General features: G+C 59.1%; 19 protein-coding genes and 1 pseudogene. 16 read left to right on the top strand and 4 right to left on the bottom strand.

Features of this window, described 5'->3' with window-relative positions:
• Window positions 1–96: 96 nt before the first annotated feature.
• A complete protein-coding gene (gene typA, locus ACYZTS_RS05865; RefSeq protein WP_028620933.1) occupies window positions 97–1,917 on the top strand; it encodes a translational GTPase TypA in 1,821 nt (606 codons plus the stop codon).
• Window positions 1,918–2,133: 216 nt separating this feature from the next.
• Here the strand turns inward: typA and ACYZTS_RS05860 are convergent, their stop codons facing one another.
• Window positions 2,134–2,574: a YkgJ family cysteine cluster protein gene (locus ACYZTS_RS05860; RefSeq protein WP_102136469.1), complete on the bottom strand. Its 441-nt coding sequence runs from the start codon at window positions 2,572–2,574 to the stop codon at window positions 2,134–2,136.
• A gap of 259 nt (window positions 2,575–2,833) precedes the next feature.
• On the opposite strand from ACYZTS_RS05860, the gene ACYZTS_RS05855 reads away from it, so the two are divergent.
• The 5 genes from ACYZTS_RS05855 (at window position 2,834) to ACYZTS_RS05835 (ending at window position 7,734) form a co-directional block, all read left to right on the top strand.
• Window positions 2,834–5,284: a glycogen/starch/alpha-glucan phosphorylase gene (locus ACYZTS_RS05855; protein WP_461994681.1), complete on the top strand. Its 2,451-nt coding sequence runs from the start codon at window positions 2,834–2,836 to the stop codon at window positions 5,282–5,284.
• A 211-nt stretch (window positions 5,285–5,495) separates the two neighbouring features.
• A complete protein-coding gene (locus ACYZTS_RS05850; RefSeq protein WP_461994679.1) occupies window positions 5,496–5,627 on the top strand; it encodes a hypothetical protein in 132 nt (43 codons plus the stop codon).
• An 81-nt stretch (window positions 5,628–5,708) separates the two neighbouring features.
• The gene (locus tag ACYZTS_RS05845; protein ID WP_461996355.1) at window positions 5,709–5,927 is read left to right on the top strand and encodes a DUF3999 family protein; all 219 of its coding nucleotides are present in this window, start codon (window positions 5,709–5,711) and stop codon (window positions 5,925–5,927) included.
• 190 nt (window positions 5,928–6,117) lie between these two features.
• On the top strand, window positions 6,118–7,128 hold the full coding sequence (locus tag ACYZTS_RS05840) for a class 1 fructose-bisphosphatase (protein ID WP_028620929.1): 1,011 nt from the start codon (window positions 6,118–6,120) through the stop codon (window positions 7,126–7,128).
• A 3-nt stretch (window positions 7,129–7,131) separates the two neighbouring features.
• Window positions 7,132–7,734: a DUF924 family protein gene (locus tag ACYZTS_RS05835; RefSeq protein WP_461994677.1), complete on the top strand. Its 603-nt coding sequence runs from the start codon at window positions 7,132–7,134 to the stop codon at window positions 7,732–7,734.
• A gap of 117 nt (window positions 7,735–7,851) precedes the next feature.
• Here the strand turns inward: ACYZTS_RS05835 and ACYZTS_RS05830 are convergent, their stop codons facing one another.
• Both ACYZTS_RS05830 and ACYZTS_RS05825 read right to left on the bottom strand, forming a co-directional pair.
• On the bottom strand, window positions 7,852–8,616 hold the full coding sequence (locus tag ACYZTS_RS05830; RefSeq protein WP_461996353.1) for a methyl-accepting chemotaxis protein: 765 nt from the start codon (window positions 8,614–8,616) through the stop codon (window positions 7,852–7,854).
• 93 nt (window positions 8,617–8,709) lie between these two features.
• Window positions 8,710–9,663, bottom strand: a pseudogene (locus ACYZTS_RS05825) (HAMP domain-containing protein); the annotation flags it as partial.
• A 341-nt stretch (window positions 9,664–10,004) separates the two neighbouring features.
• On the opposite strand from ACYZTS_RS05825, the gene ACYZTS_RS05820 reads away from it, so the two are divergent.
• Entirely contained in the window at window positions 10,005–10,259 is a 255-nt protein-coding gene (locus ACYZTS_RS05820) for a hypothetical protein (protein WP_028620925.1), read from the top strand.
• A 30-nt stretch (window positions 10,260–10,289) separates the two neighbouring features.
• Window positions 10,290–10,859: a lipocalin family protein gene (locus tag ACYZTS_RS05815; protein WP_461994675.1), complete on the top strand. Its 570-nt coding sequence runs from the start codon at window positions 10,290–10,292 to the stop codon at window positions 10,857–10,859.
• A 109-nt stretch (window positions 10,860–10,968) separates the two neighbouring features.
• On the opposite strand, the gene ACYZTS_RS05810 is transcribed toward ACYZTS_RS05815, so the two are convergent.
• The gene (locus ACYZTS_RS05810) at window positions 10,969–12,333 is read right to left on the bottom strand and encodes a formimidoylglutamate deiminase (RefSeq protein WP_461994673.1); all 1,365 of its coding nucleotides are present in this window, start codon (window positions 12,331–12,333) and stop codon (window positions 10,969–10,971) included.
• A gap of 146 nt (window positions 12,334–12,479) precedes the next feature.
• Here ACYZTS_RS05810 and hutC point away from each other — a divergent pair, with 146 nt between their 5' ends.
• The 8 genes from hutC (at window position 12,480) to hutH (ending at window position 22,080) form a co-directional block, all read left to right on the top strand.
• Complete coding sequence (gene hutC, locus ACYZTS_RS05805; RefSeq protein WP_177326944.1) at window positions 12,480–13,190, top strand: histidine utilization repressor; 711 nt, start codon at window positions 12,480–12,482, stop codon at window positions 13,188–13,190.
• A gap of 10 nt (window positions 13,191–13,200) precedes the next feature.
• A complete protein-coding gene (locus tag ACYZTS_RS05800; RefSeq protein WP_461994671.1) occupies window positions 13,201–13,770 on the top strand; it encodes a HutD/Ves family protein in 570 nt (189 codons plus the stop codon).
• 493 nt (window positions 13,771–14,263) lie between these two features.
• The gene (hutU, locus tag ACYZTS_RS05795; protein ID WP_461994669.1) at window positions 14,264–15,961 is read left to right on the top strand and encodes a urocanate hydratase; all 1,698 of its coding nucleotides are present in this window, start codon (window positions 14,264–14,266) and stop codon (window positions 15,959–15,961) included.
• Window positions 15,962–16,123: 162 nt separating this feature from the next.
• Window positions 16,124–17,596 carry a purine-cytosine permease family protein gene (locus tag ACYZTS_RS05790; protein ID WP_028620918.1) on the top strand — a complete coding sequence of 491 codons (1,473 nt, stop codon included), beginning with the start codon at window positions 16,124–16,126 and terminating at the stop codon, window positions 17,594–17,596.
• A 70-nt stretch (window positions 17,597–17,666) separates the two neighbouring features.
• On the top strand, window positions 17,667–18,635 hold the full coding sequence (locus tag ACYZTS_RS05785; protein ID WP_461994667.1) for an ABC transporter substrate-binding protein: 969 nt from the start codon (window positions 17,667–17,669) through the stop codon (window positions 18,633–18,635).
• A gap of 69 nt (window positions 18,636–18,704) precedes the next feature.
• Window positions 18,705–19,556, top strand: coding sequence for an ABC transporter permease (locus ACYZTS_RS05780; RefSeq protein WP_028620916.1), 852 nt, complete (start codon window positions 18,705–18,707; stop codon window positions 19,554–19,556).
• Window positions 19,553–20,383, top strand: a complete 831-nt coding sequence (locus ACYZTS_RS05775) for a quaternary amine ABC transporter ATP-binding protein (protein WP_461994664.1) — start codon at window positions 19,553–19,555, stop codon at window positions 20,381–20,383. The genes ACYZTS_RS05780 and ACYZTS_RS05775 overlap by 4 nt, the downstream gene beginning before the upstream one ends.
• Before the next feature lie 173 nt (window positions 20,384–20,556).
• Complete coding sequence (gene hutH / locus ACYZTS_RS05770; RefSeq protein ID WP_461994662.1) at window positions 20,557–22,080, top strand: histidine ammonia-lyase; 1,524 nt, start codon at window positions 20,557–20,559, stop codon at window positions 22,078–22,080.
• The last annotated feature ends 85 nt before the right edge of the window (window positions 22,081–22,165 follow it).

Genomic DNA, 22,165 nt, shown 5'->3' with positions numbered 1-22,165 from the left:
GACTCTGCCGTAAAGCTGTAACGGCAAGGCCTGACTCTACTGTTAATCGCTGCCAAGACTTGTCAGCACACCGAATCCTCTGATCGAGATACACAAGTGATCGAAAATCTACGCAACATCGCCATCATTGCTCACGTTGACCATGGTAAAACCACCCTGGTAGACAAACTCTTGCGTCAATCCGGCACCCTGGAGCGCAACGAGCTCAACGACGAGCGCGTGATGGACTCCAACGACCAGGAGAAAGAGCGCGGTATTACCATTCTGGCGAAAAACACCGCCATCAACTGGAACGGCTTCCACATCAACATCGTGGACACCCCGGGTCACGCCGACTTCGGCGGCGAAGTTGAACGCGTAATGTCGATGGTTGACTCCGTTCTGCTGCTGGTTGACGCTCAAGACGGCCCTATGCCGCAAACCCGTTTCGTGACCAAGAAGGCTTTCGAAGCCGGCCTGCGTCCAATCGTGGTGATCAACAAGGTTGACCGTCCAGGCGCGCGTCCGGACTGGGTTCTGGACCAGATCTTCGACCTGTTCGACAACCTCGGTGCCACCGAAGAACAGCTTGACTTCAAAGTCGTCTACGCCTCGGCCCTGAACGGCATTGCCGGTCTGGAACACACCGACATGGCTGAAGACATGACCCCGCTGTACCAGTCGATCGTCGACAACGTACCTGCGCCGCAAGTTGACCGTGACGGTCCGTTCCAGATGCAAATCTCGGCTCTGGACTACAACAGCTTCCTGGGTGTTATCGGCGTTGGCCGTATCGCTCGTGGTCGCATCAAGCCGAACACTCCGGTTGTCGCTATCGACGCCGACGGCAAGAAGCGTACCGGTCGTATCCTCAAGCTGATGGGCCACCACGGTCTGCACCGCATCGACGTTGACGAAGCAGCTGCCGGCGACATCGTCTGCATCAGCGGTTTCGATCAGCTGTTCATCTCGGACACCCTGTGCGACCCGTTGAACGTTGAAGCGATGAAGCCGCTGACCGTTGACGAGCCGACTGTTTCCATGACCTTCCAGGTAAACGACTCGCCTTTCTGCGGTAAAGAAGGCAAGTTCGTGACTTCCCGTAACATCAAGGAACGTCTGGACAAGGAACTGCTCTACAACGTTGCTCTGCGCGTTGAAGAGGGCGACAGCGCCGACAAGTTCAAAGTCTCCGGCCGTGGTGAGCTGCACCTCTCGGTACTGATCGAAACCATGCGTCGCGAAGGCTTCGAAATGGGTGTTGGTCGTCCGGAAGTGATCATCCGTATGGTTGATGGCGTCAAGCACGAACCGTACGAAAACGTGACCATCGACCTGCCGGAAGAATCGCAAGGTTCGATCATGGAGCAGATCGGTATCCGTAAGGGCGACCTGACCAACATGGTTCCGGATGGCAAGGGCCGTGTGCGCCTTGAGTACAACATCCCGGCTCGTGGCTTGATCGGTTTCCGTAACGAGTTCCTGACCCTGACCTCCGGTGCAGGCATCCTGACCTCGATCTTCGACCGTTACGACGTAATGAAGTCCGGCGACATGTCCGGCCGTCAGAACGGCGTGCTGGTTTCGGTTGCTACCGGTAAGGCTCTGACTTACTCGCTGGAAACCCTGCAAGCTCGCGGCAAATTGTTCCTGGGTCACGGTGAAGACGTGTACGAAGGTCAAATCGTCGGCATCAACAGCCGCGACAACGACCTGGGCGTTAACCCTACCAAAGGCAAGAAGCTCGACAACATGCGTGCTTCGGGTAAAGACGAAACCATCGCTCTGGTTCCGCCTATCCGTTTCACCCTGGAGCAGGCTCTGGAATTCGTTCAAGAAGACGAATTGTGCGAAGTCACTCCTAAGTCCATCCGTCTTCGCAAGAAGATCCTGGGCGAAAGCGAGCGTACCCGCGCTGCCAAGAAAAGCGGCAACTGAGTTTCGACTTAGTTAGCGCTTGAAAAAACGCCCCCGATCGCGAGATCGGGGGCGTTTTTGTTTGTCTGGGATTTTTACGGTGTTTGTGTCGGCCTCATCGCGAGCAGGCTCGCTCCCACAGGGCTCGGCGGTGAGCACCGATTTTGTGAACGCCACCGGCCACTGTGGGAGCGAGCCTGCTCGCGATGAGGCCCGGGCAGGCGGCGAAATGTTGGATCAGAACTTCTCGAGAGTACGACGGCTCTCGCTGGTCTCGCGCGCCACTTCCTTCGGCTTGTAAGCGCAATACCCCGGCCGCGGGCCGATCTTCGGGTGATTGCGGCAAGTATCAGGACGCTTTTCATAAATCGTGCACAAACGGCTTTTACGATCCAGATACAGGCAATCGTTATTGCTCATGCGCTGTAGCGTGAAGATTTCCGATTTCTGGTTGTAGCGCTCGACGATCCCTTCCTTCTGCAAACGCTTGGCAATGTTTTTCGCCGGTTCACCACGCTCGAACTCATCGACGATGCCGATGCGGATCAGATCCTTGATCTTGACCTCGACGGGCAGCGTGCAGCAGCTGGATACGCAGGAGCCGCACATAGGCGCAGAGTACTTGGCCCAGGTATCGAGGCGATCAATCTCGGCGGCAGCGATCAGGTTGGACTTCATCATCGGTTGTTACCAGCGTGTGCATCAGGGCGCGCGATCATACCGGGACTGGTGGATTTTTGAACAACCTTTCGCCAGATTTTTTCCCGGATCATGCGAAACGCCCGGTCTTTCGGCACGGCCCCTGCATTGATTCAGGCATCTGCCAAAGTAATGACGACGGATTTCGCACTATCAGGGAAAACTGCCGAACAAGAGCCCCGGCAACCTGTCAGAGCGTCTAGGCTCAGAAACTTCACGCTCGCTCGAGGTCCTATCGATGACTCAAGAACCACTAGTTCGCGAAGCAGAGGTGGCCGCATTTCGCGACGCCGTCTTGACCAAACTCACCTACGCGGTGGGCAAAGACCCGGATCACGCCTTCGACCACGACTGGTTCGAAGCCATTGCGCTCGCCGCGCGCGATCACATGGTCGAGCACTGGATGGACCACACCCGGCAGATCTACCGCAAAGGTCAGAAACGGGTTTATTACCTCTCTCTCGAATTCCTCATCGGCCGGTTGCTCTACGACAGCCTGAGCAACCTCGGCTTGCTCGACGTCGCCCGCGAAGCCATGACCGAGCTCGGCGTCGACATCGAGCGCATCCGCTTGCTCGAACCCGATGCTGCTCTGGGCAACGGCGGCCTCGGCCGTCTGGCCGCGTGCTTCATGGAAAGCATGTCGACCCTCGGCATTGCCGGTCACGGTTATGGCATTCGTTACGAACACGGTTTGTTCCGCCAGGCCATCGTCGATGGCTGGCAGCAGGAGCAGACCGAACACTGGCTGGATTTCGGTAACCCGTGGGAGTTCGAACGACCAGAAGTGGTGTATCCGATCGGGTTCGGCGGCAGCGTCGAAACGGTCACCGACGAATCGGGCAAAACCAAACAAGTCTGGACCCCGGCGGAGACCGTGCGCGCCATTGCGTACGACACGCCAGTGGTCGGCTGGCGCGGAGCCAGCGTCAATACCTTGCGGCTGTGGCGCGCCCGTGCCGTGGAAGACTTGCACCTTGAGCGCTTCAACGCCGGCGACCACTTGGGCGCCGTGGCGGAAGTTGCCCGGGCCGAAAGTATCTCCCGCGTGCTTTACCCGGCGGACAGCACCGAGGCCGGCCAGGAACTGCGCCTGCGTCAGGAATATTTCTTTGTTGCAGCGTCGTTGCAAGACTTGCTGCGACGCCATCGCAACATGCACACCTCCGTGCTGACCTTGGGTGACCACGCGGCCATCCAGCTCAACGACACTCACCCTTCGATTTCAGTGGCCGAGCTCATGCGGCAGTTGGTCGACGTCTATGACGTGGCGTGGGATGCGGCATGGCAGGTCACGGTGGACACGCTGTCGTACACCAACCACACGCTGTTGCCCGAAGCGCTGGAAACCTGGCCGGTCGGGCTGATGGAGCGCATGCTGCCGCGGCACATGCAGATCATCTACCTGATCAACGCGCAACACATCGACTCGCTGCGCGCCAAAGGCGTTCACGATTTTGATGTGCTGCGCGCCGTATCGTTGATCGAAGAAGACAACGGCCGCCGCGTGCGTATGGGTAACCTGGCGTTCCTCGGTTCGCACAGCGTCAACGGCGTATCGGGGCTGCACACGCAGCTGATGCGCAAAACCGTGTTCTCCGAGCTGCACAAGCTCTACCCGGAGCGAATCAACAACAAGACCAACGGCATCACCTTCCGCCGCTGGCTGTATCAGGCCAACTCGGAATTGACCTCGATGCTGGTCGATGCGCTTGGGCCGGATCTGCTGGATAACCCGGAAGAGCGTTTGCTCGATCTGGAACCGTTCGCCGAACAGCCGGCGTTCCGCAAAGCCTTCGCCGAGCAGCGTCTGCACAGCAAAAAAGCCCTGGCCTACATCATTCACGAGCGGCTCGGCGTGGCGGTCAACCCGGCGGCGATGTTCGACGTGCAGGTCAAACGGATTCACGAATACAAGCGCCAGTTGCTTAACCTGCTGCACACCGTCGCGCTGTATCAGGCGATTCGTGCCGAGCCGGAAATCGACTGGGTGCCGCGCGTGAAGATTTTCGCCGGCAAGGCCGCTGCCAGTTATCACCAGGCCAAGCTGATCATCAAACTGACCAACGACATTGCCCGGGTGGTCAATAACGACCCGACCGTGCGCGGCTTGCTCAAAGTGGTGTTCCTGCCCAACTACAACGTCAGCCTCGCGGAAAGCATTATTCCGGCGGCGGATTTGTCGGAGCAGATTTCCACCGCAGGTTTCGAGGCGTCCGGCACCAGCAACATGAAGTTCGGCCTCAACGGCGCGTTGACCATCGGCACGCTGGACGGCGCGAACGTGGAAATGTGCGAGCGAATCGGCGCCGAGCATATGTTCATTTTCGGCCTGAGCGCGCAGCAGGTAGAAGCACGCAAGCAGAACCACGAGTTCAATGCGACGCCGGACATTGCTGCTTCGCATCGCCTCAATGATGTGCTGCAAGCGATCCGCGGCGGGGTGTTCTCGCCGGATGATCCGTCGCGTTATGCCGGCTTCATCGATTCGTTGATCGACTACGACCGCTTCCTGGTGTGTGCCGATTTCGATTCCTACTGGGATGCGCAGATGCGCGTCGAAGCGCATTGGCATGATTCGCAGCAATGGTGGCGTTCGGCAGTGTTGAACACTTCCCGTATGGGCTGGTTCTCATCGGATCGGACCATTCGCGAGTACGCCACGGAGATCTGGAAAGCGTTGGAGTAACTTCCTCAACAAATGTGAGCAAGGCCCAACGGTTGTTGGGTCGGATCGATATACTGAGCGCCCGCTTAACCCTTGTGGGGGCGGGCTTGCTCGCGAATGCGCACTGACATTCACTATAAAATGTTGAATGTGATGCCCCTTTTCGCGAGCAAGCCCGCTCCCACATTGGGTTTGTGGGATCCGCCCGGCAGTGGGCTGCTTAGGGATATCTGTGACCCTTCATTTCACCCTCGACGAAATTCCTGCCGCTTCCCCGGAATTGATCTGGGAGTTGCCTGCCGAACTCAAACCAATAGCCGCCACCTCTGCACAGTCCAGCCGTCCGCTGCTCGATGACCTGTGAAAACCCGCGCGCCATAGGCGGCGAGCATGCCTGGCAGTGCTTGCTCGCTGAGCGGGAAGCGCGAACGAGCGAGGGTCTGCGCTGGTTCTGGCTGGCGCACGGCTCACCATTGGGGCGTCGTTGGGCACGGCAGCGGTAGATGAAGCGGCGATGGTCGCATCGGGATCAACGGCAACCTCGACATCTCAGGCTGAAACCGACTGGAAGAAGTTCGGCTTGTGGGCAGTGCTGTTGCTCAGCGTCGTATTCCTGGCTGCGATGGCATTCAGCTTGCTGCGTAAATCCTCTGAGAAATCCTGAGGAGACTGTCTTTCAATCGAAGAAAAATTCGAAAATGCCGTGAATCTCAACGCTCATCCAATCTGTTTCCAACTACGCTGAACCCGACACATGAACTCTCTTGGGCGGATCACGTCTGATAGGAGCAAATGCACCGCGACTCGCGCTAAACTGCGCGGGTTTTTAGCCCCCCATTCCACCGGAGCCTTCCATGTCCCGCGTTACCCTGAGTCGCTATCTGATTGAGCAGACCCGTAGCAACAACACGCCTGCCGATCTGCGTTTCCTGATCGAAGTGGTGGCGCGCGCCTGTAAAGAAATCAGCCACGCCGTGTCCAAAGGCGCCCTGGGTGGTGTTCTGGGCAGCATGGGCACCGAAAACGTTCAAGGCGAAGTGCAGAAGAAACTCGATGTGATTTCCAACGAGATTCTGCTCGAAGCCAACGAATGGGGCGGCCACTTGGCTGGCATGGCGTCCGAAGAGATGGACAACGCCTACCAGATCCCGGGCAAATACCCAAAAGGCGCCTACCTGCTGGTATTCGACCCACTGGACGGTTCGTCGAACATCGACATCAACGCTCCGGTCGGCACCATTTTCTCGGTACTGCGTTGCCCGAGCGAATACCTCAGCCAGAACGAAGCCCTGAATGAAAAGGCCTTCCTGCAGCCAGGCACCGAGCAAGTAGCGGCCGGTTATGCCATTTACGGCCCGCAGACCATGCTGGTGCTGACCCTGGGCGACGGCGTCAAAGGCTTCACCCTGGACCGTGAAATGGGCAGTTTCGTGCTCACTCACGAAGACATCACCATTCCTGAGTCCACCCAGGAATTCGCCATCAACTCGTCCAACCAGCGTCACTGGGAAGCACCGGTGCAGCGTTATGTCAGCGAATTGCTGGCAGGTGAGGAAGGCCCGCTGAAGAAGAACTACAACATGCGCTGGGTGGCCGCGATGGTTGCCGACGTGCACCGCATCCTGACCCGTGGCGGTCTGTTCATGTACCCACGCGACAGCCGCGAGCCGTCGAAGCCGGGCAAACTGCGCCTGATGTACGAAGCCAATCCGATGTCGTTCCTGGTTGAGCAAGCGGGCGGTGCGTCCACCGACGGCCATCAGCGCATCCTCGACATTCAGCCTGAAGGCCTGCACCAGCGCGTAGCGGTGTACCTCGGTTCGAAAGAAGAAGTTGCACGTGTTACGGCTTACCACAAGGAATAAAGCATGACCGCGCCTTGGCAGCCATTGCTCGACTGGTGGTTCGGTTCCTCCGAATCAGTGCAAGAGACAGTGGCTGACAAGGGCAAGTTGTGGTTCGGCAAACGCGACAGCCAGGACCTCGACGCGCAAATGCGTTTCGGGGACTGGGTCGAGCAGGCACTGGCCGGCGAATTGACCGAGTGGGCGCAACGCCCCGAAGGTTGGCTGGCACTGGTGCTGTTGCTCGATCAATTGCCACGCATGATTTTTCGCAATTCCCCCAAATCCTTTTCCGGCGACCTCAGAGCTCAAGCGCTGGTGGCGCAGGGTATTGCTGCGGATTTCGATCGGCAGTTGCGGCCCATCCAGCGGGTGTTCATCTACTTGGTGTTCGAGCACTGCGAAAATCTTGCAGTGCAGAACGAGTCGGTGTCGCGACACATCGATCTGCTCGCGCAGCAGCCGCAGGCCGATCGGGCATTGTTTGCCGATTACCTGAACTTTGCCGAGAAGCATCAGAAGGTCATTGCGCGGTTTGGACGGTTTCCCCATCGCAACGCGATGCTGGGAAGGGAGTCGACGGCTGAGGAGTTGGTGTTTCTTGCGCAGCCTGGGTCCAGATTCTAATTCTTCGTTGTTGCTGATGCCGCCATCGCCAGCAGGCTGGCTCCCACATTTGGTTTGTGTCGTTCACAAATCCTCTGTGGGAGCCAGCCTGCTGGCGATGAGGCCAGTGAGAGCGCCTTAAATCCTGAAACTACCCACCAACTGCTTCAATCTCGCCGCTTGCTGCTCAAGGTCCGAGCATGCGCGCAGGGTCGAGTGCAGGTTCTCCACACCTTCCTGGTTGAGCATGTTGATCTCGGTAATGTCGACGTTGATCGACTCCACCACCGCCGTCTGTTCTTCAGTCGCGGTCGCTACGGACTGATTCATACCGTCGATTTCGCCGATGCGCTGAGTCACGCTGCCCAGACGCTCGCCCGCCTGGTTGGCAATGCCGACGCTGCTCTCGCTCTGGCGCTGGCTGTCGGTCATGGTGCTGACTGCTTCGCGGGCGCCGACTTGCAGTTCCTCGATCATTTTCTGCACTTGCTGCGCCGAATCCTGCGTGCGATGGGCGAGGTTGCGGACTTCATCAGCGACCACGGCAAACCCGCGTCCCGCTTCCCCGGCACGGGCGGCTTCAATGGCGGCGTTGAGTGCCAGCAGGTTGGTTTGCTGCGAGATGCTGGTGATCACTTCCAGAATCTGCCCGATGTTGACCGTGTTGCTATTGAGCGTTTCGATATTGCCGCACGAATCGCTGATCTTCGCCGACAGCTGCTGCATCGCTGCAATGGTTTTATCCACCACTTGCTGGCCGTCTTCGGCCAGTGCCCGCGCGTCGCTGGAATGCTGAGAGGCGAGGGCGGCGTTCTGGGCGATTTCCTGGGCGGCGGCGCCGAGCTGGTTGATTGCGGCAGCAACGCTGCTGGTGCGCGAGGCTTGCTGGTCGGAGTTGAACATCGACGAGTTCGAGGCGGCAACCACGCGCAGGGCGACTTCGTTGACCTGGCCGGTGGCCGAAGACACCTCACGAATCGAGGTGTGAATTCGCTCCACAAACCGGTTGAACGACGTGCCCAGCGCACCGAATTCATCCTGGCCATGAATGGTCAGCCGTTTGGTCAGGTCACCTTCGCCTTCGGCGATGTCATGCATGGCGCGGCCCATGGTCAGCAAAGGCTGCATCAGAAAACTGATCAGCATGCCCAGCAGCGCAATGATGATCACCACGGCGATGACCATGGCAATGATCGCCGAAGTGCGAAATTCGCTGAGCATCGCGAACGCGGTGTCCTGATCCAGCACCAGCGCGACATACCAGTCTGCCGACGGCACGCCATTGACGTGGGTGAAGGAGATGAACTGGCGCTTGCCGTCGATCTCGACCTCTTTCATGCCGGGGCTGACCTGCGGCGCGCCGCTCGGGTATGCCTCGGCCAGATTCTTCAGCACCAGTTTGCTGTCCGGGTGGATCAGGATCTTGCCGTCGGCACCGACGATGAACGCATGGCCATGGCCACCGAAGTTCAGCGAGTTGATGATTGCGCTGACGCTGGACAGGTCGATGTCAGCACCGGCGACGCCGATCATCTGACCTTCACGCTTCACGGGTGTGGCAACGGTGATGACCAGTTTGCCCGAAGAGGCCGCGATATACGGTTCTGTTACGACAGTCTGCTGCGCACTGTTGGCCGCTTTGTACCAGCCGCGGGCGCGTGGATCGTAGTCGGCGGCGCGATTGCCGGCCGGGATCGAGAACATCACGCCGTCAGTACCGCCGAAATAGCTCAGCTGAAAATTGCTGGTGTAAGCCGGCAGGTCAATGGCGCGTTTGAGGCTGGCCGGCGCACTGCCGTCCACGGCGATCTGCTGGGACAGTGATTGCAGCAGCTGGATGCGACTTTCCAGCCAGGTCTGAATGTTGCTGGTGGTCAGGCTGCCGAGTTCCTGCATCGACGTTTCGGTGCTGGTGCGCAGCGTCTGACGCTGGCGATAGTCGTTGAACATTATGAAACAAGCGAATGCAACGGCCACCACGAGGGCGGCAGCCAACAGGATCTTGTGGCTGAATTTCATGTTTCTGGTCATTAGTTGAGCTACCGCGAAGGGGCTGTTGTAGGCGCAAATTTCTTCCTGATGAATATGTCGACAGCTCAGCGTCAAAGATTAGGCACATTCTGGAAAAGCGACGAAATGCTCAACAGCCAGCGAAAGTTCCTGAAATTTCAAAAAAGCCAGACGAGCGGCTTCACAAATAGCCTGACTATCAGGGAACCAGATAGGGGTTTGCTCTTCTAAGGTTCAGCTTGGCAGCCTCTGCCAACCCCCTTCGCTCCAGGAGTTTCAACATGTCGCTGCGATCCATCGCCTTGCTGTCGTTCTGCGTGCTGCTTGCTGCATGCAGCAAGGTCAATCAGGAAAATTATTCCAAGTTGGAGGCAGGCATGCCCAAGGCTGAAGTAGAAGCCTTGCTCGGCAAAGCCACGGATTGCTCGGGTGCACTCGGCATGTCCAGCTGCACTTGGGGCGACAAGAACAGCTTTATCAGCGTGCAGTATGCCGGTGACAAAGTGCTGATGTTTTCCGGCCAAGGCCTGAAGTAAACCGGGGCAATTGCCCACGGGAGAAAAACAATGAAGCGGTTATTGATCCTCCTTTTTGCCGGCCTGGTATTGGCTGGCTGCGCCACTTCTGGCGAAGATCCTTTGGCGCCGAAAACCGTCGACAGTGTCAATCTGAAGAAGTACCAAGGGACTTGGTACGAGCTGGCCCGACTGCCGATGTACTTCCAGCGCAACTGCGCACAATCCGAAGCTCATTACACGCTCAAGCCAGACGGCAACGTATTGGTATTGAACCGCTGCCTGACTGAAAACTGGCAGTGGGAAGAGGCTGAAGGCACGGCTTACCCGCAAGTGCCGGGCAAGACCGACAAGCTGTGGGTGGAGTTTGATACCTGGTTCTCGCGTTTGCTGCCCGGCGTGGCCAAGGGGCAATACTGGGTGTTGTACGTCAGCGATGACTACAAGACCGCCATCGTCGGCGATCCAAGTCGCAAGTACTTGTGGCTGCTGTCGCGGTCGCCATCAGTCAATGGCGTCGTGCGAGAAGAATTGCTGAGCAAGGCGCGTCAGCAGGGTTACGACACCACGCGGCTGATCTGGCGAGCGTCGGATACTCAGATGGCGAAGACGTCGCATTGATCGCAAATCCTTTGTAGGAGCCGGCTTGCTGGCGATGGTGTGTCAGCTACATCAAAGTTGACTGACACTCCCCCATCGCCAGCAAGCCGGCTCCTACAGGGATCGGTTGTCAGCCCAGGAGGTCGCGCAGAACCTGGGTGAACGCGCGATTACTGTCGTCTTCTGCGGCATGACGCCCGTCCCGCACCACCCACTGACCATTGACCAGCACATCGCGCACCTGGCGATCGCCACCGGCGAACAACCAACGATTCAAAATCCCGTCACCATTGGCCGTCGCCAGGTACGGATCGTTGCCATCCAGCACCAGCCAATCCGCCCGTTTGCCAACTTCCAGCGCACCAATCGGTTGCCCCAGCGCCTGAGCGCCGCCATCCAGTGCCGCGTCATACAGTGTGCGGCCGACCATCGGCTGGTCCGCGCCATACAAGCGGTTACGGCGCTGATCGCGCAAACGCTGGCCGTATTCCAGCCAGCGCAATTCTTCCACCACACTCAATGACACATGGCTGTCGGAGCCGATGCCCATCCGCCCACCCTGAGCCAGAAAGTCCACCGCCGGGAATATCCCGTCGCCCAGATTGGCCTCGGTGGTCAGGCACAGACCGGCAATGGCGCGACTCTTGGCCATCAGCGTGACCTCTTCCGGGTTGGCGTGAGTGGCGTGAACCAGGCACCAGCGCTGATCGACTTCGGCGTTTTCATACAGCCATTGCAGCGGACGGCGACCACTCCAGCTCAGGCAGTCGTCGACTTCCTTTTGCTGCTCGGCGATGTGAATGTGCACCGGGCACTGCTTGTCGCTGGCCGCGAGCACTTCGCTGATCTGCTGTGGCGTGACCGCGCGCAATGAGTGGAAACACAAACCCAGGGATTGCGCGGGCTGCCTTGCCAGGATCGGCTGCAGATGCGCTTGAAGCTTCAGGTAACTTTCGGTGCTGTTGATAAAACGGCGCTGACCGTCGTTCGGGATCTGGCCGCCAAAACCGGAGTGACTGTAGAGCACCGGCAGCAGGGTCAGGCCGATGCCTGCAGAGCGCGCCGCCTGACTGATGTGCAAGGCCAGTTCGGCCGGGTCGGCGTAAGGCTGGCCGCTGGCGTCGTGATGAACGTAATGGAATTCTGCGACCGAGGTGTAACCGGCCTTGAGCATTTCGATGTAAAGCTGTCGGGCGATGACACCGAGCTGATCCGGGCTTATTTTTCCGACGAGCCGGTACATCAGATCGCGCCAGGTCCAGAAACTGTCGTTCGGATTGCCCGCCACTTCCGCCAGCCCGGCCATCGCGCGCTGGAATGCGTGGGAGTGCAGATTCGGCATTCCCGGCAGTAGCGGACCGTTCAGCCGCTCGGCGCCATCAGCGTGGGAATCGGCCTGGATGCGGGTTAGAACGCCGTCGGCGCTGACCTCAAGACGTACATTATTGGCCCATCCACTAGGCAGCAGCGCGCGATCGGCAAAGAAGGCGGACATGGTTCAGCACCCCATCGTGTGTTATTTGTATATACATATACAGACGTTTGCCTGCTCGGTAAACTCCGGCAAGCTAGCCACCATCATCAGACGATCAAGGATTAACCGTGCCGACTCCGCCCCCAGTGTCACCGTTGGCCGCACACATGGGCGACAGTCCGGCGCCCTTGTACGCCCGCGTCAAACAGATGATCACCCAGCAGATCGATAGTGGAAACTGGCCGCCGCATTACCGCGTTCCGTCGGAGAGCGAGTTAGTCAACCAGCTCGGTTTCAGCCGCATGACCATCAACCGTGCCCTGCGCGAGATGACGGCCGACGGTCTGCTGGTGCGCATGCAAGGCGTCGGTACGTTCGTCGCCGAGCCGAAAAGCCAGTCGGCCTTGTTTGAAGTGCACAACATTGCCGATGAGATCGCTTCGCGCGGCCATCGCCATACCTGCAAGGTCATCACCCTCGAAGAAGAGGCGGCGGGTTCCGAACGTGCGCTGGCGCTGGACATGCGCGAGGGACAGAAAGTCTTCCACTCGCTGATCGTGCATTTCGAAAACGATATTCCGGTGCAGATCGAAGACCGCTTCGTCAACGCGCTGGTGGCACCGGACTACCTCAAACAGGACTTTACCCTGCAGACGCCTTACGCCTATCTGAATCAGGTCGCGCCGTTGACCGAAGGGGAGCACGTGGTTGAGGCGATTCTGGCCGAGGCGTCCGAATGCAAGTTGCTGCAGATTGAAAAAGGCGAGCCTTGCCTGTTAATTCGTCGCCGTACCTGGTCGGGCCGTCAACCCGTGACCGCCGCCCGTCTGATCCACCCAGGTTCCCGTCATCGTCTGGAAGGACGCTTTCATAAATAAAGAGCCACAAATGAGCGAATTGAAGGTTTTGCGCGCGGTCGATTATCCGCGCATGCCGTGGAAAAACGGCGGCGGCAGCACTGAAGAAATCACCCGCGACGCGGGGACGGGTCTCGATGGTTTTGGCTGGCGTCTGTCGATTGCCGACATTGGTGAGTCGGGTGGATTTTCCACATTCACCGGCTACCAACGCGTGATCACTGTGTTGCAAGGCCAAGGCATGACCTTGCGGATTGACGGTCAAAACACTCGGCCGTTGTTACCGCTCGACCCGTTTGCCTTCAGCGGCGAGAGCCTGGTTTCCTGCAAATTGCTCGGCGGACCCATCCGCGATTTCAACCTGATTTACGCGCCGCAACGTTACAGCGCACGGCTGCAGTGGCTGGAAGGCGAGCAACGGTTTTTCAGTTCGGCGGGGACGGTGCTGGTGTTCAGTGTCAGCGATGCGCTGGAAGTCAAAGTCGGTAACAGCGCCTCAGAGTTGGGTCGCCACGACTGCTTGCAACTCGACGCAAACAACGGACTGCTGGAAGTCTCCATTACCGGCGCCTGCTGCGTAATCGAACTGACCGCACGCTGATCAACTGCTGAACAGATCCACTGTGGCGAGGGGGCTTGCCCCCGTTGGGTCGCGAAGCGGCCCCAAAAAACAACAGGACTGCTGCGCAGCCCAACGGGGCGGTGCGACGTTTCGCCAAGCCCCCTCACCACAAAAGCCTCTTTACCTGTTTCCCATCGCGCACCATCTTGTTACCGAACGCCCCAGCGTGGCGCAAAGCTACGCTTAAAAATCAACAGCCACCCCTCCGAAAAATCCCCCTGCAAAAATTTCATCTTCGCCAGAACCCACGGTTCAGGCGCTCTCCAGCCCTGCGCCGGTTTCCTCAAAAGATTTGATTCAAAAAGTTGGCCGCTCGATTGCATATGCTTGTATGTACAAGTAAAGACGTATGCGTATGAGTCGATCGAGACTCTCTGCAGCGTCCACTGATTCGTTTGCGCCGCAACGAAGCGCGCAGGCTGCTTGCCCACTGCCAGGGTTGGTTTGAATTGATCGCTGAGGAGTCTTTTTCGTGACTGACAATAAATCTACGACTGCTTCTTTCACCAAGCGCCGTGACGTTGAAATCCGTGCCGCACGCGGTAACACGCTGACCGCCAAGAGCTGGCTGACCGAAGCGCCGCTGCGAATGTTGATGAACAACCTCGACCCGGAAGTCGCCGAGAACCCTAAAGAACTGGTGGTTTACGGTGGTATCGGTCGTGCTGCGCGTAACTGGGAGTGCTACGACAAAATCGTAGAGAGCCTGACTAACCTGAATGACGACGAGACCCTGCTGGTGCAATCCGGCAAGCCCGTCGGCGTGTTCAAGACCCACAGCAATGCGCCGCGCGTGCTGATCGCCAACTCCAACCTGGTGCCGCACTGGGCGAGCTGGGAGCACTTCAACGAACTCGACGCCAAAGGCCTGGCCATGTACGGACAGATGACCGCCGGCAGCTGGATCTATATCGGTAGCCAAGGCATCGTCCAGGGCACTTACGAAACCTTCGTCGAAGCCGGTCGCCAGCATTACAACGACAATCTGAAAGGTCGTTGGGTGCTGACCGCAGGTTTGGGCGGCATGGGCGGCGCGCAACCGCTGGCCGCGACCCTGGCCGGGGCGTGCTCACTGAACATCGAATGCCAGCAGGTCAGCATCGATTTCCGCCTGAACAGCCGCTATGTCGACGAGCAAGCCACGAGCCTTGACGACGCACTGGCGCGTATCGAGAAATACACCAAGGAAGGCAAGGCGATCTCCATCGCGCTGCTGGGTAACGCCGCGGAAATTCTGCCGGAACTGGTCAAGCGCGGTGTGCGCCCGGACATGGTCACCGACCAGACCAGCGCCCACGATCCGCTCAACGGTTATTTGCCGGCCGGCTGGACCTGGGACGAGTACCGCGCTCGCGCCAAAACCGAACCTGCTGCCGTGGTCAAAGCCGCCAAGCAATCGATGGCTGTGCACGTGAAAGCGATGCTGGAGTTCCAGAAGATGGGCATTCCGACATTCGATTACGGCAACAACATCCGTCAGATGGCGCAAGAAGAAGGCGTGGAAAACGCGTTCGACTTCCCGGGCTTCGTACCGGCTTACATCCGTCCGCTGTTCTGCCGTGGCATCGGTCCGTTCCGCTGGGCCGCACTGTCGGGCAACGCCGAGGACATCTACAAGACCGACGCTAAAGTCAAAGAACTGATTCCAGACGACGCCCACCTGCACAACTGGCTGGACATGGCCCGTGAGCGCATCAGCTTCCAGGGTCTGCCGGCACGTATCTGCTGGGTCGGTCTGGGCCTGCGCGCCAAGCTCGGTCTGGCGTTCAACGAAATGGTACGTAGCGGTGAGTTGTCAGCGCCGATCGTGATCGGTCGCGACCACCTGGACTCCGGTTCGGTGGCCAGCCCCAACCGTGAAACCGAATCGATGCAGGACGGTTCCGACGCCGTGTCCGACTGGCCGCTGCTCAATGCGCTGCTCAACACCGCGAGCGGCGCAACCTGGGTTTCCTTGCATCACGGCGGCGGCGTGGGCATGGGCTTCTCGCAGCATTCGGGCATGGTGATTGTCTGCGACGGTACGGATGAAGCGGCCGAGCGCATCGCGCGCGTGCTGCACAACGACCCGGCGACGGGTGTCATGCGTCACGCCGATGCGGGTTACCAGATCGCGATTGATTGTGCGAAGGAGCAGGGGCTGAACCTGCCGATGATTACCGGCAAGTAACACAGATCTGGAGAAGTGCTTTATGTGGGAGCGAGCCTGCTCGCGAAAGCGGTGGGTCATTCAGCATCAATGTTAGATGTGCTGGCCCCTCGCGAGCAGGCTCGCTCACACAGGAAAAGCAAAACGAGTCGAATTCCAAGAACAATCCACAGAGGTTGAATCATGGCTGTTAACAACGCTCGTGCAGGCAGCGAACCGTTGATCGAAAGGCGTTCGATCGACTACATCCCGGAAGCGGAAAGACACGGTCGTCTGTTGAGCCAGTTCACCCTGTGGCTGGGCGCCAACCTGCAAATCACTGCGATTGTCACCGGTGCCCTGGCCGTGGTGCTGGGCGGCGATGTGTTCTGGTCGTTGATCGGTTTGCTGATCGGCCAATTAATCGGCGGCGGGGTGATGGCGTTGCATGCGGCGCAAGGGCCGAAGCTGGGTCTGCCGCAGATGATTTCCAGCCGGGTACAGTTCGGCGTTTACGGCGCGGCCATTCCGATCGTACTGGTTTGCTTGATGTACCTTGGTTTCACCGCCACGGGAACGGTGCTTTCCGGCCAGGCGCTAGGCCAGTTGTTCGGGGTCAGCGACAGCGTCGGTATCCTCATTTTCGCCAGTGTCATCGTGCTGGTCACGGTGCTCGGTTATCGGGTGATCCACTTCATCGGCCGGGTCGCCAGCGTTATCGGAGTGATTGCTTTTGTTTACCTGTTCTACCGTCTGATGAGCCAAACGGACGTGGGCGCTCTTCTGCGAATCCGCCACTTCAGCTGGAGCAGTTTTCTGCTTGCGGTGTCGCTCGCGGCGTCCTGGCAGATCGCTTTCGGCCCTTACGTGGCTGACTATTCCCGTTACCTGCCGAGCAAGATTTCCTCGGTGAAAACCTTTTTCGCCGCTGGCGCCGGTTCGGTGATTGGCGCCCAGGTGGCGATGATTCTCGGCGTGTTTGCCGCCGCATCGGCCAACGGCCAATTCGCCGGGCACGAAGTGGCCTACATTGTGGGTCTGGGCGGTACCGGTGCAACGGCTGCGCTGCTGTACTTCAGCATCGCATTCGGCAAGGTCACCATTTCAACGCTGAACTCCTACGGCAGCTTCATGTGCATTGCGACGATCATCAGCGGTTTTCGAGGTCACTTGCAGGTCACGCGTTTGCAGCGTCTGGTCTTCGTACTGATTATCGTCGGTACTGCGACCCTGATCGCCTTGCTCGGCCAGCACTCGTTCCTCGGTGCGTTCAAGTCGTTCATCCTGTTTTTGCTGGCGTTTTTCACACCCTGGAGCGCGATCAATCTGGTGGACTACTACTGCATCACTCGCGAGCGCTATGACGTGCCGGCGCTGGCTGATCCAAACGGTCGCTACGGTCGCTGGAACGCCTTGGGCATCAGCGTCTATGTTTTCGGTGTGCTGGTGCAGTTGCCTTTCATTGCGACCAAGTTCTATACCGGTCCGTTGGTGGAAACCCTGGGTGGCGTGGATATTTCCTGGATTATCGGTCTGGTGCTTCCCGCCGCCCTGTATTACCTGTGCGCAAAAAAATGGCACGGTTCGGTGCCCGATCATCTGATTCTGCCGGTCGAGCAGGACAGCGTTGCACAACCTGAAACAAGAGTGGCCGGTGGCGCTGCGGCGCAGGCCTGATTGGGACGTGGACAGGGCTGGATGCCTCTTGACTGCCGTAAGCCAATTCATGATTAGGAGCGTCACGACAATGAAATCCAACAAGACCCTGCTGACCGCATTGCTTGCCATGGGCGTGCTGACCGGTGCCGGCGCCACTCAGGCGGCTGGCTGGTGCGAATCGGGCAAACCGGTGAAGTTCGCCGGCCTGAACTGGGAAAGCGGCATGCTGCTGACCGACGTGCTGCAAATCGTTCTGGAGAAAGGCTACGACTGCAAGACCGACAGCCTGCCGGGCAACTCCATCACCATGGAAAACGCCCTGAGCAGCAATGACATTCAGGTGTTTGCCGAAGAATGGGTTGGCCGCAGTGAAGTCTGGAACAAGGCCGAGAAGGCCGGCAAAGTCGTGGGTGTCGGCGCGCCGGTCACTGGCGCGATCGAAGGCTGGTACGTGCCGCGCTACGTGATCGAGGGTGATGCCAGCCGCAAGCTGGAAGCCAAGGCCCCCGACCTGAAAAACATTGCTGACCTGAGCAAATACGCAGCAGTCTTCAAGGATCAGGAAGAGCCGTCCAAAGGCCGTTTCTACAACTGCCCTGCCGGCTGGACCTGTGAGCTGGACAACAGCGAAATGCTCAAGAGCTACGGTCTGGAAAGCACTTACACCAACTTCCGTCCGGGCACCGGCCCGGCGCTGGATGCGGCGGTGTTGTCGAGCTACAAACGTGGCGAGCCGATCCTGTTCTATTACTGGTCGCCGACCCCACTGATGGGTCAGGTCGACCTGGTCAAACTCGAAGAGAAACCGGGCGTCGACAAGAGCGTGACCATCAAGGTCGGCCTGTCCAAAACCTTCCACGACGAAGCCCCGGAACTGGTGGCCGTGCTGGAAAAGGTCAACCTGCCGATCGACCTGCTCAACCAGAATCTGGGGCGCATGGCCAAGGAGCGGATTGCTTCGCCGAAACTGGCGAAAATCTTCCTCAAGGAACATCCTGAAGTCTGGCATGCATGGGTGAGCGAAGACGCCGCCAAAAAAATCGACGCGGCCTTGTAGGTCGAGTTTTCCGACTGCCGGCACCGGCAGTCGAACGCTTGATCGCAACCCCTTGATTGAGAGTCTCCTATGTTTCCCGAAAGCTTTACCTTTTCCATCGCCGACTGGGTCAACGGTTGGGTCGATTCGCTGGTCACCAATTACGGCGATGTGTTCCGCAGCATCTCTGACACGCTGCTCTGGGCCATCGTCAATCTGGAAGGCCTGCTGCGTGCGGCGCCATGGTGGTTGATGCTGGCTATCGTCGGCGGCGTTGCCTGGCACGCCACGCGCAAAGTGGTGACCACCGCCGTCATCGTCGGTCTGCTGTTTCTGGTGGGCGCAGTCGGCCTCTGGGACAAGCTGATGCAAACGCTGGCGCTGATGATGGTGGCGACGGTCATTTCGGTGCTGATCGGCATCCCTCTGGGAATCCTTTCCGCGCGCAGCAATCGCCTGCGCTCAGTGCTGATGCCGTTGCTGGACATCATGCAGACCATGCCGAGTTTCGTGTACCTGATCCCGGTACTGATGCTGTTCGGTCTGGGCAAGGTCCCGGCGATTTTCGCCACGGTGATTTACGCTGCGCCGCCGCTGATCCGCCTGACCGACCTGGGCATTCGCCAGGTTGACGGCGAAGTGATGGAAGCGATCAATGCGTTCGGCGCCAACCGCTGGCAGCAACTGTTTGGCGTGCAACTGCCGCTGGCGCTGCCGAGCATCATGGCCGGGATAAACCAGACCACCATGATGGCCCTGTCGATGGTGGTGATTGCCTCGATGATCGGCGCCCGAGGCCTGGGTGAAGACGTGCTGGTGGGGATTCAGACCCTCAACGTCGGACGCGGCCTTGAAGCCGGTCTGGCGATCGTGATTCTGGCAGTGGTCATCGACCGGATTACTCAAGCGTACGGTCGGCCACGGCATGAGGTGAGCAAATGAGCAACGAAGCCATCAGCAAGATCGAAGTCAAAAACGTCTTCAAGATTTTCGGCAACCGTTCCAAGGAGGCGCTGGCCATGGTGGGGCAGGGCAAAACCAAGGATCAGGTGCTCGCCGAAACCGGCTGCGTAGTCGGCGTGAATGACCTGTCGTTGAGCATCGGCACTGGCGAGATCTTCGTGATCATGGGCCTGTCCGGTTCGGGCAAATCCACGTTGGTGCGCCACTTCAATCGCCTGATCGACCCCACCAGCGGCGCGATCCTGGTGGATGGCGTGGACATCCTGCAGTACGACATGGAAGCCCTGCGCGAATTTCGCCGACACAAGATCAGCATGGTGTTCCAGAGCTTCGGCCTGTTGCCGCACAAGACCGTGCTGGACAACGTCGCTTACGGCTTGAAAGTGCGCGGCGAGAGCAAGCAGATGTGCAGCGAACGCGCGCTGCACTGGATCAACACCGTGGGCCTCAAAGGCTACGAAAACAAATACCCGCATCAGCTCTCCGGCGGCATGCGCCAGCGCGTCGGCCTGGCCCGCGCTTTGGCGGCAGACACCGACATTATCCTGATGGACGAAGCGTTCAGCGCCCTCGATCCGTTGATTCGCGCCGAAATGCAGGATCAGTTGCTGGAGCTGCAGAAAACCCTGCACAAGACCATCGTCTTCATCACCCATGACCTCGACGAAGCGGTGCGGATTGGCAACCGCATCGCGATCCTCAAGGACGGGCGGCTGATTCAGGTCGGCACGCCGCGGGAGATCCTGCATTCGCCGGCGGATGAGTATGTCGACCGGTTTGTGCAGCGGCGGGCTGCGGTGGTTTGAAGTTGAAGGGTGACGAGACTGCTTTTGTGGCGAGGGAGCTTGCTCCCGTTCGACCGGGCTGGCGCTCCAGCGCGAAGCGGTCGCAAGATTTTTGGGGCTGCTTCGCAGCCCAGCGGGAGCAAGCTCCCTCGCCACAGGTGTCATACGACCATGAATTTTGTATGAGGCTCCAGATGTCCAAGGCTGAAAAAATCGTTATCGCCAACGCCCCCTTGCGTTGGCAGGATGTGGTCGCCGTAGCTCGCCACGGCGCGCAGCTCGAGCTGTCCGCAGACGCCTGGGCGCGCATTGAAAATGCCCAGGCGATCGTCCAGCGCATTGTCGCCAGCGGCGAGCGCGCTTACGGTGTCAACACCGGCCTCGGTGCGCTGTGCAATGTCTCGCTCAAGGACGAACAACTCAGCCAACTGTCGCGCAACACGCTGCTCAGCCACGCCTGTGGCGTTGGCGCACCACTGGCCGACGAACAAACCCGAGCGATCATGTGCGCGGCCATCATCAACTTCAGCCAGGGCAAATCCGGCCTGCATCGGCAAGTGGTCGAAGGCTTGCTGGCGCTACTCAATCGCGGCATCACCCCGCAAGTGCCGTCGCAAGGTTCGGTCGGTTACCTGACCCACATGGCTCATATCAGCATCACGCTGCTGGGCGTCGGCAACGTCAGCTATCGCGGGCAGATTGTTCCAGCGCAACAGGCGTTGGCCGAAGAAGGTTTGCAGCCGGTTCAGCTCGGTGCGAAAGATGGCCTGTGCCTGGTTAACGGCACGCCGTGCATGACCGGGCTGAGCTGCCTGGCGATTGCTGATACGACGCGCCTGCTGCAGTGGGCCGACGTGATCGCTGCGATGAGTTTCGAAGCGCAACGCGGTCAGATCGCTGCCTTCGACGCCGAGATCATCGCGCTCAAGCCGCATCCGGGCATGCAACGGGTCGGCAGCAATCTGCGCTCGTTGCTGAAGGGCAGTGAAGTGATCGCATCGAGCAAAGGCATTCGCACCCAGGATGCCCTGAGCATCCGCTCGATTCCTCAGGTTCACGGTGCTGCCCGCGATCAGCTTGAACACGCGACAAAACAGATCGAAATCGAGCTCAATGGCTGCACCGACAACCCGCTGCTGCTGGGCACGCCGGACGCCTATCGGGTGATGTCCCAGGCCAACCCGCATGGCCAGTCAGTGGCAATGGCGGCCGATCTGCTGGCCATCGCCATGGCCGAAATCGGTTCCATCGCCGAGCGGCGCCTGGACCGTTTGATCAACCCGCATGTCAGCGGACTGCCGGCCTTTCTGGTGGCCAACCCCGGCGTGAACTCGGGAATGATGATCGTGCAATACGTCGCCGCGTCATTGTGTGCGGAGAACCGCCAATTGGCGCAACCGGCGGTGCTCGACAACTTCGTCACCTCGGGCCTGCAGGAAGATCATCTGAGCATGGGCACCAACGCCGCACTGAAGCTGCACCGCGCCTTGGAAAACTGCACGCAGATCCTCGCCATCGAGTATCTGCTGGCGGCCCAGGCGTTTGAATTTTTCAAGGATCAACGCTTCGGCGCCGGTACTGATATCGCCTGGCGTCTGCTGCGCGAACAGGTTCCGGCCTATGACCAGGATCGCTGGCTGGCGCCGGACATTGCTGCCGCCGCCAGCGTTCTCAGAGATCCTCAACGGCTGCGCAACGCGCTACCTGATTTGCACTGATCAATACCCATACCAGCGTGCCAAGGCGCGGATCGTCCAAAAGACGCGAGGCGACGGATAACGGAATGCTCCGGAGCGACTGGTA

The sequence above is a fragment of the Pseudomonas sp. TMB3-21 genome, assembly GCF_054898145.1.
This window is presented reverse-complemented; position numbering and strand designations above follow the sequence as displayed.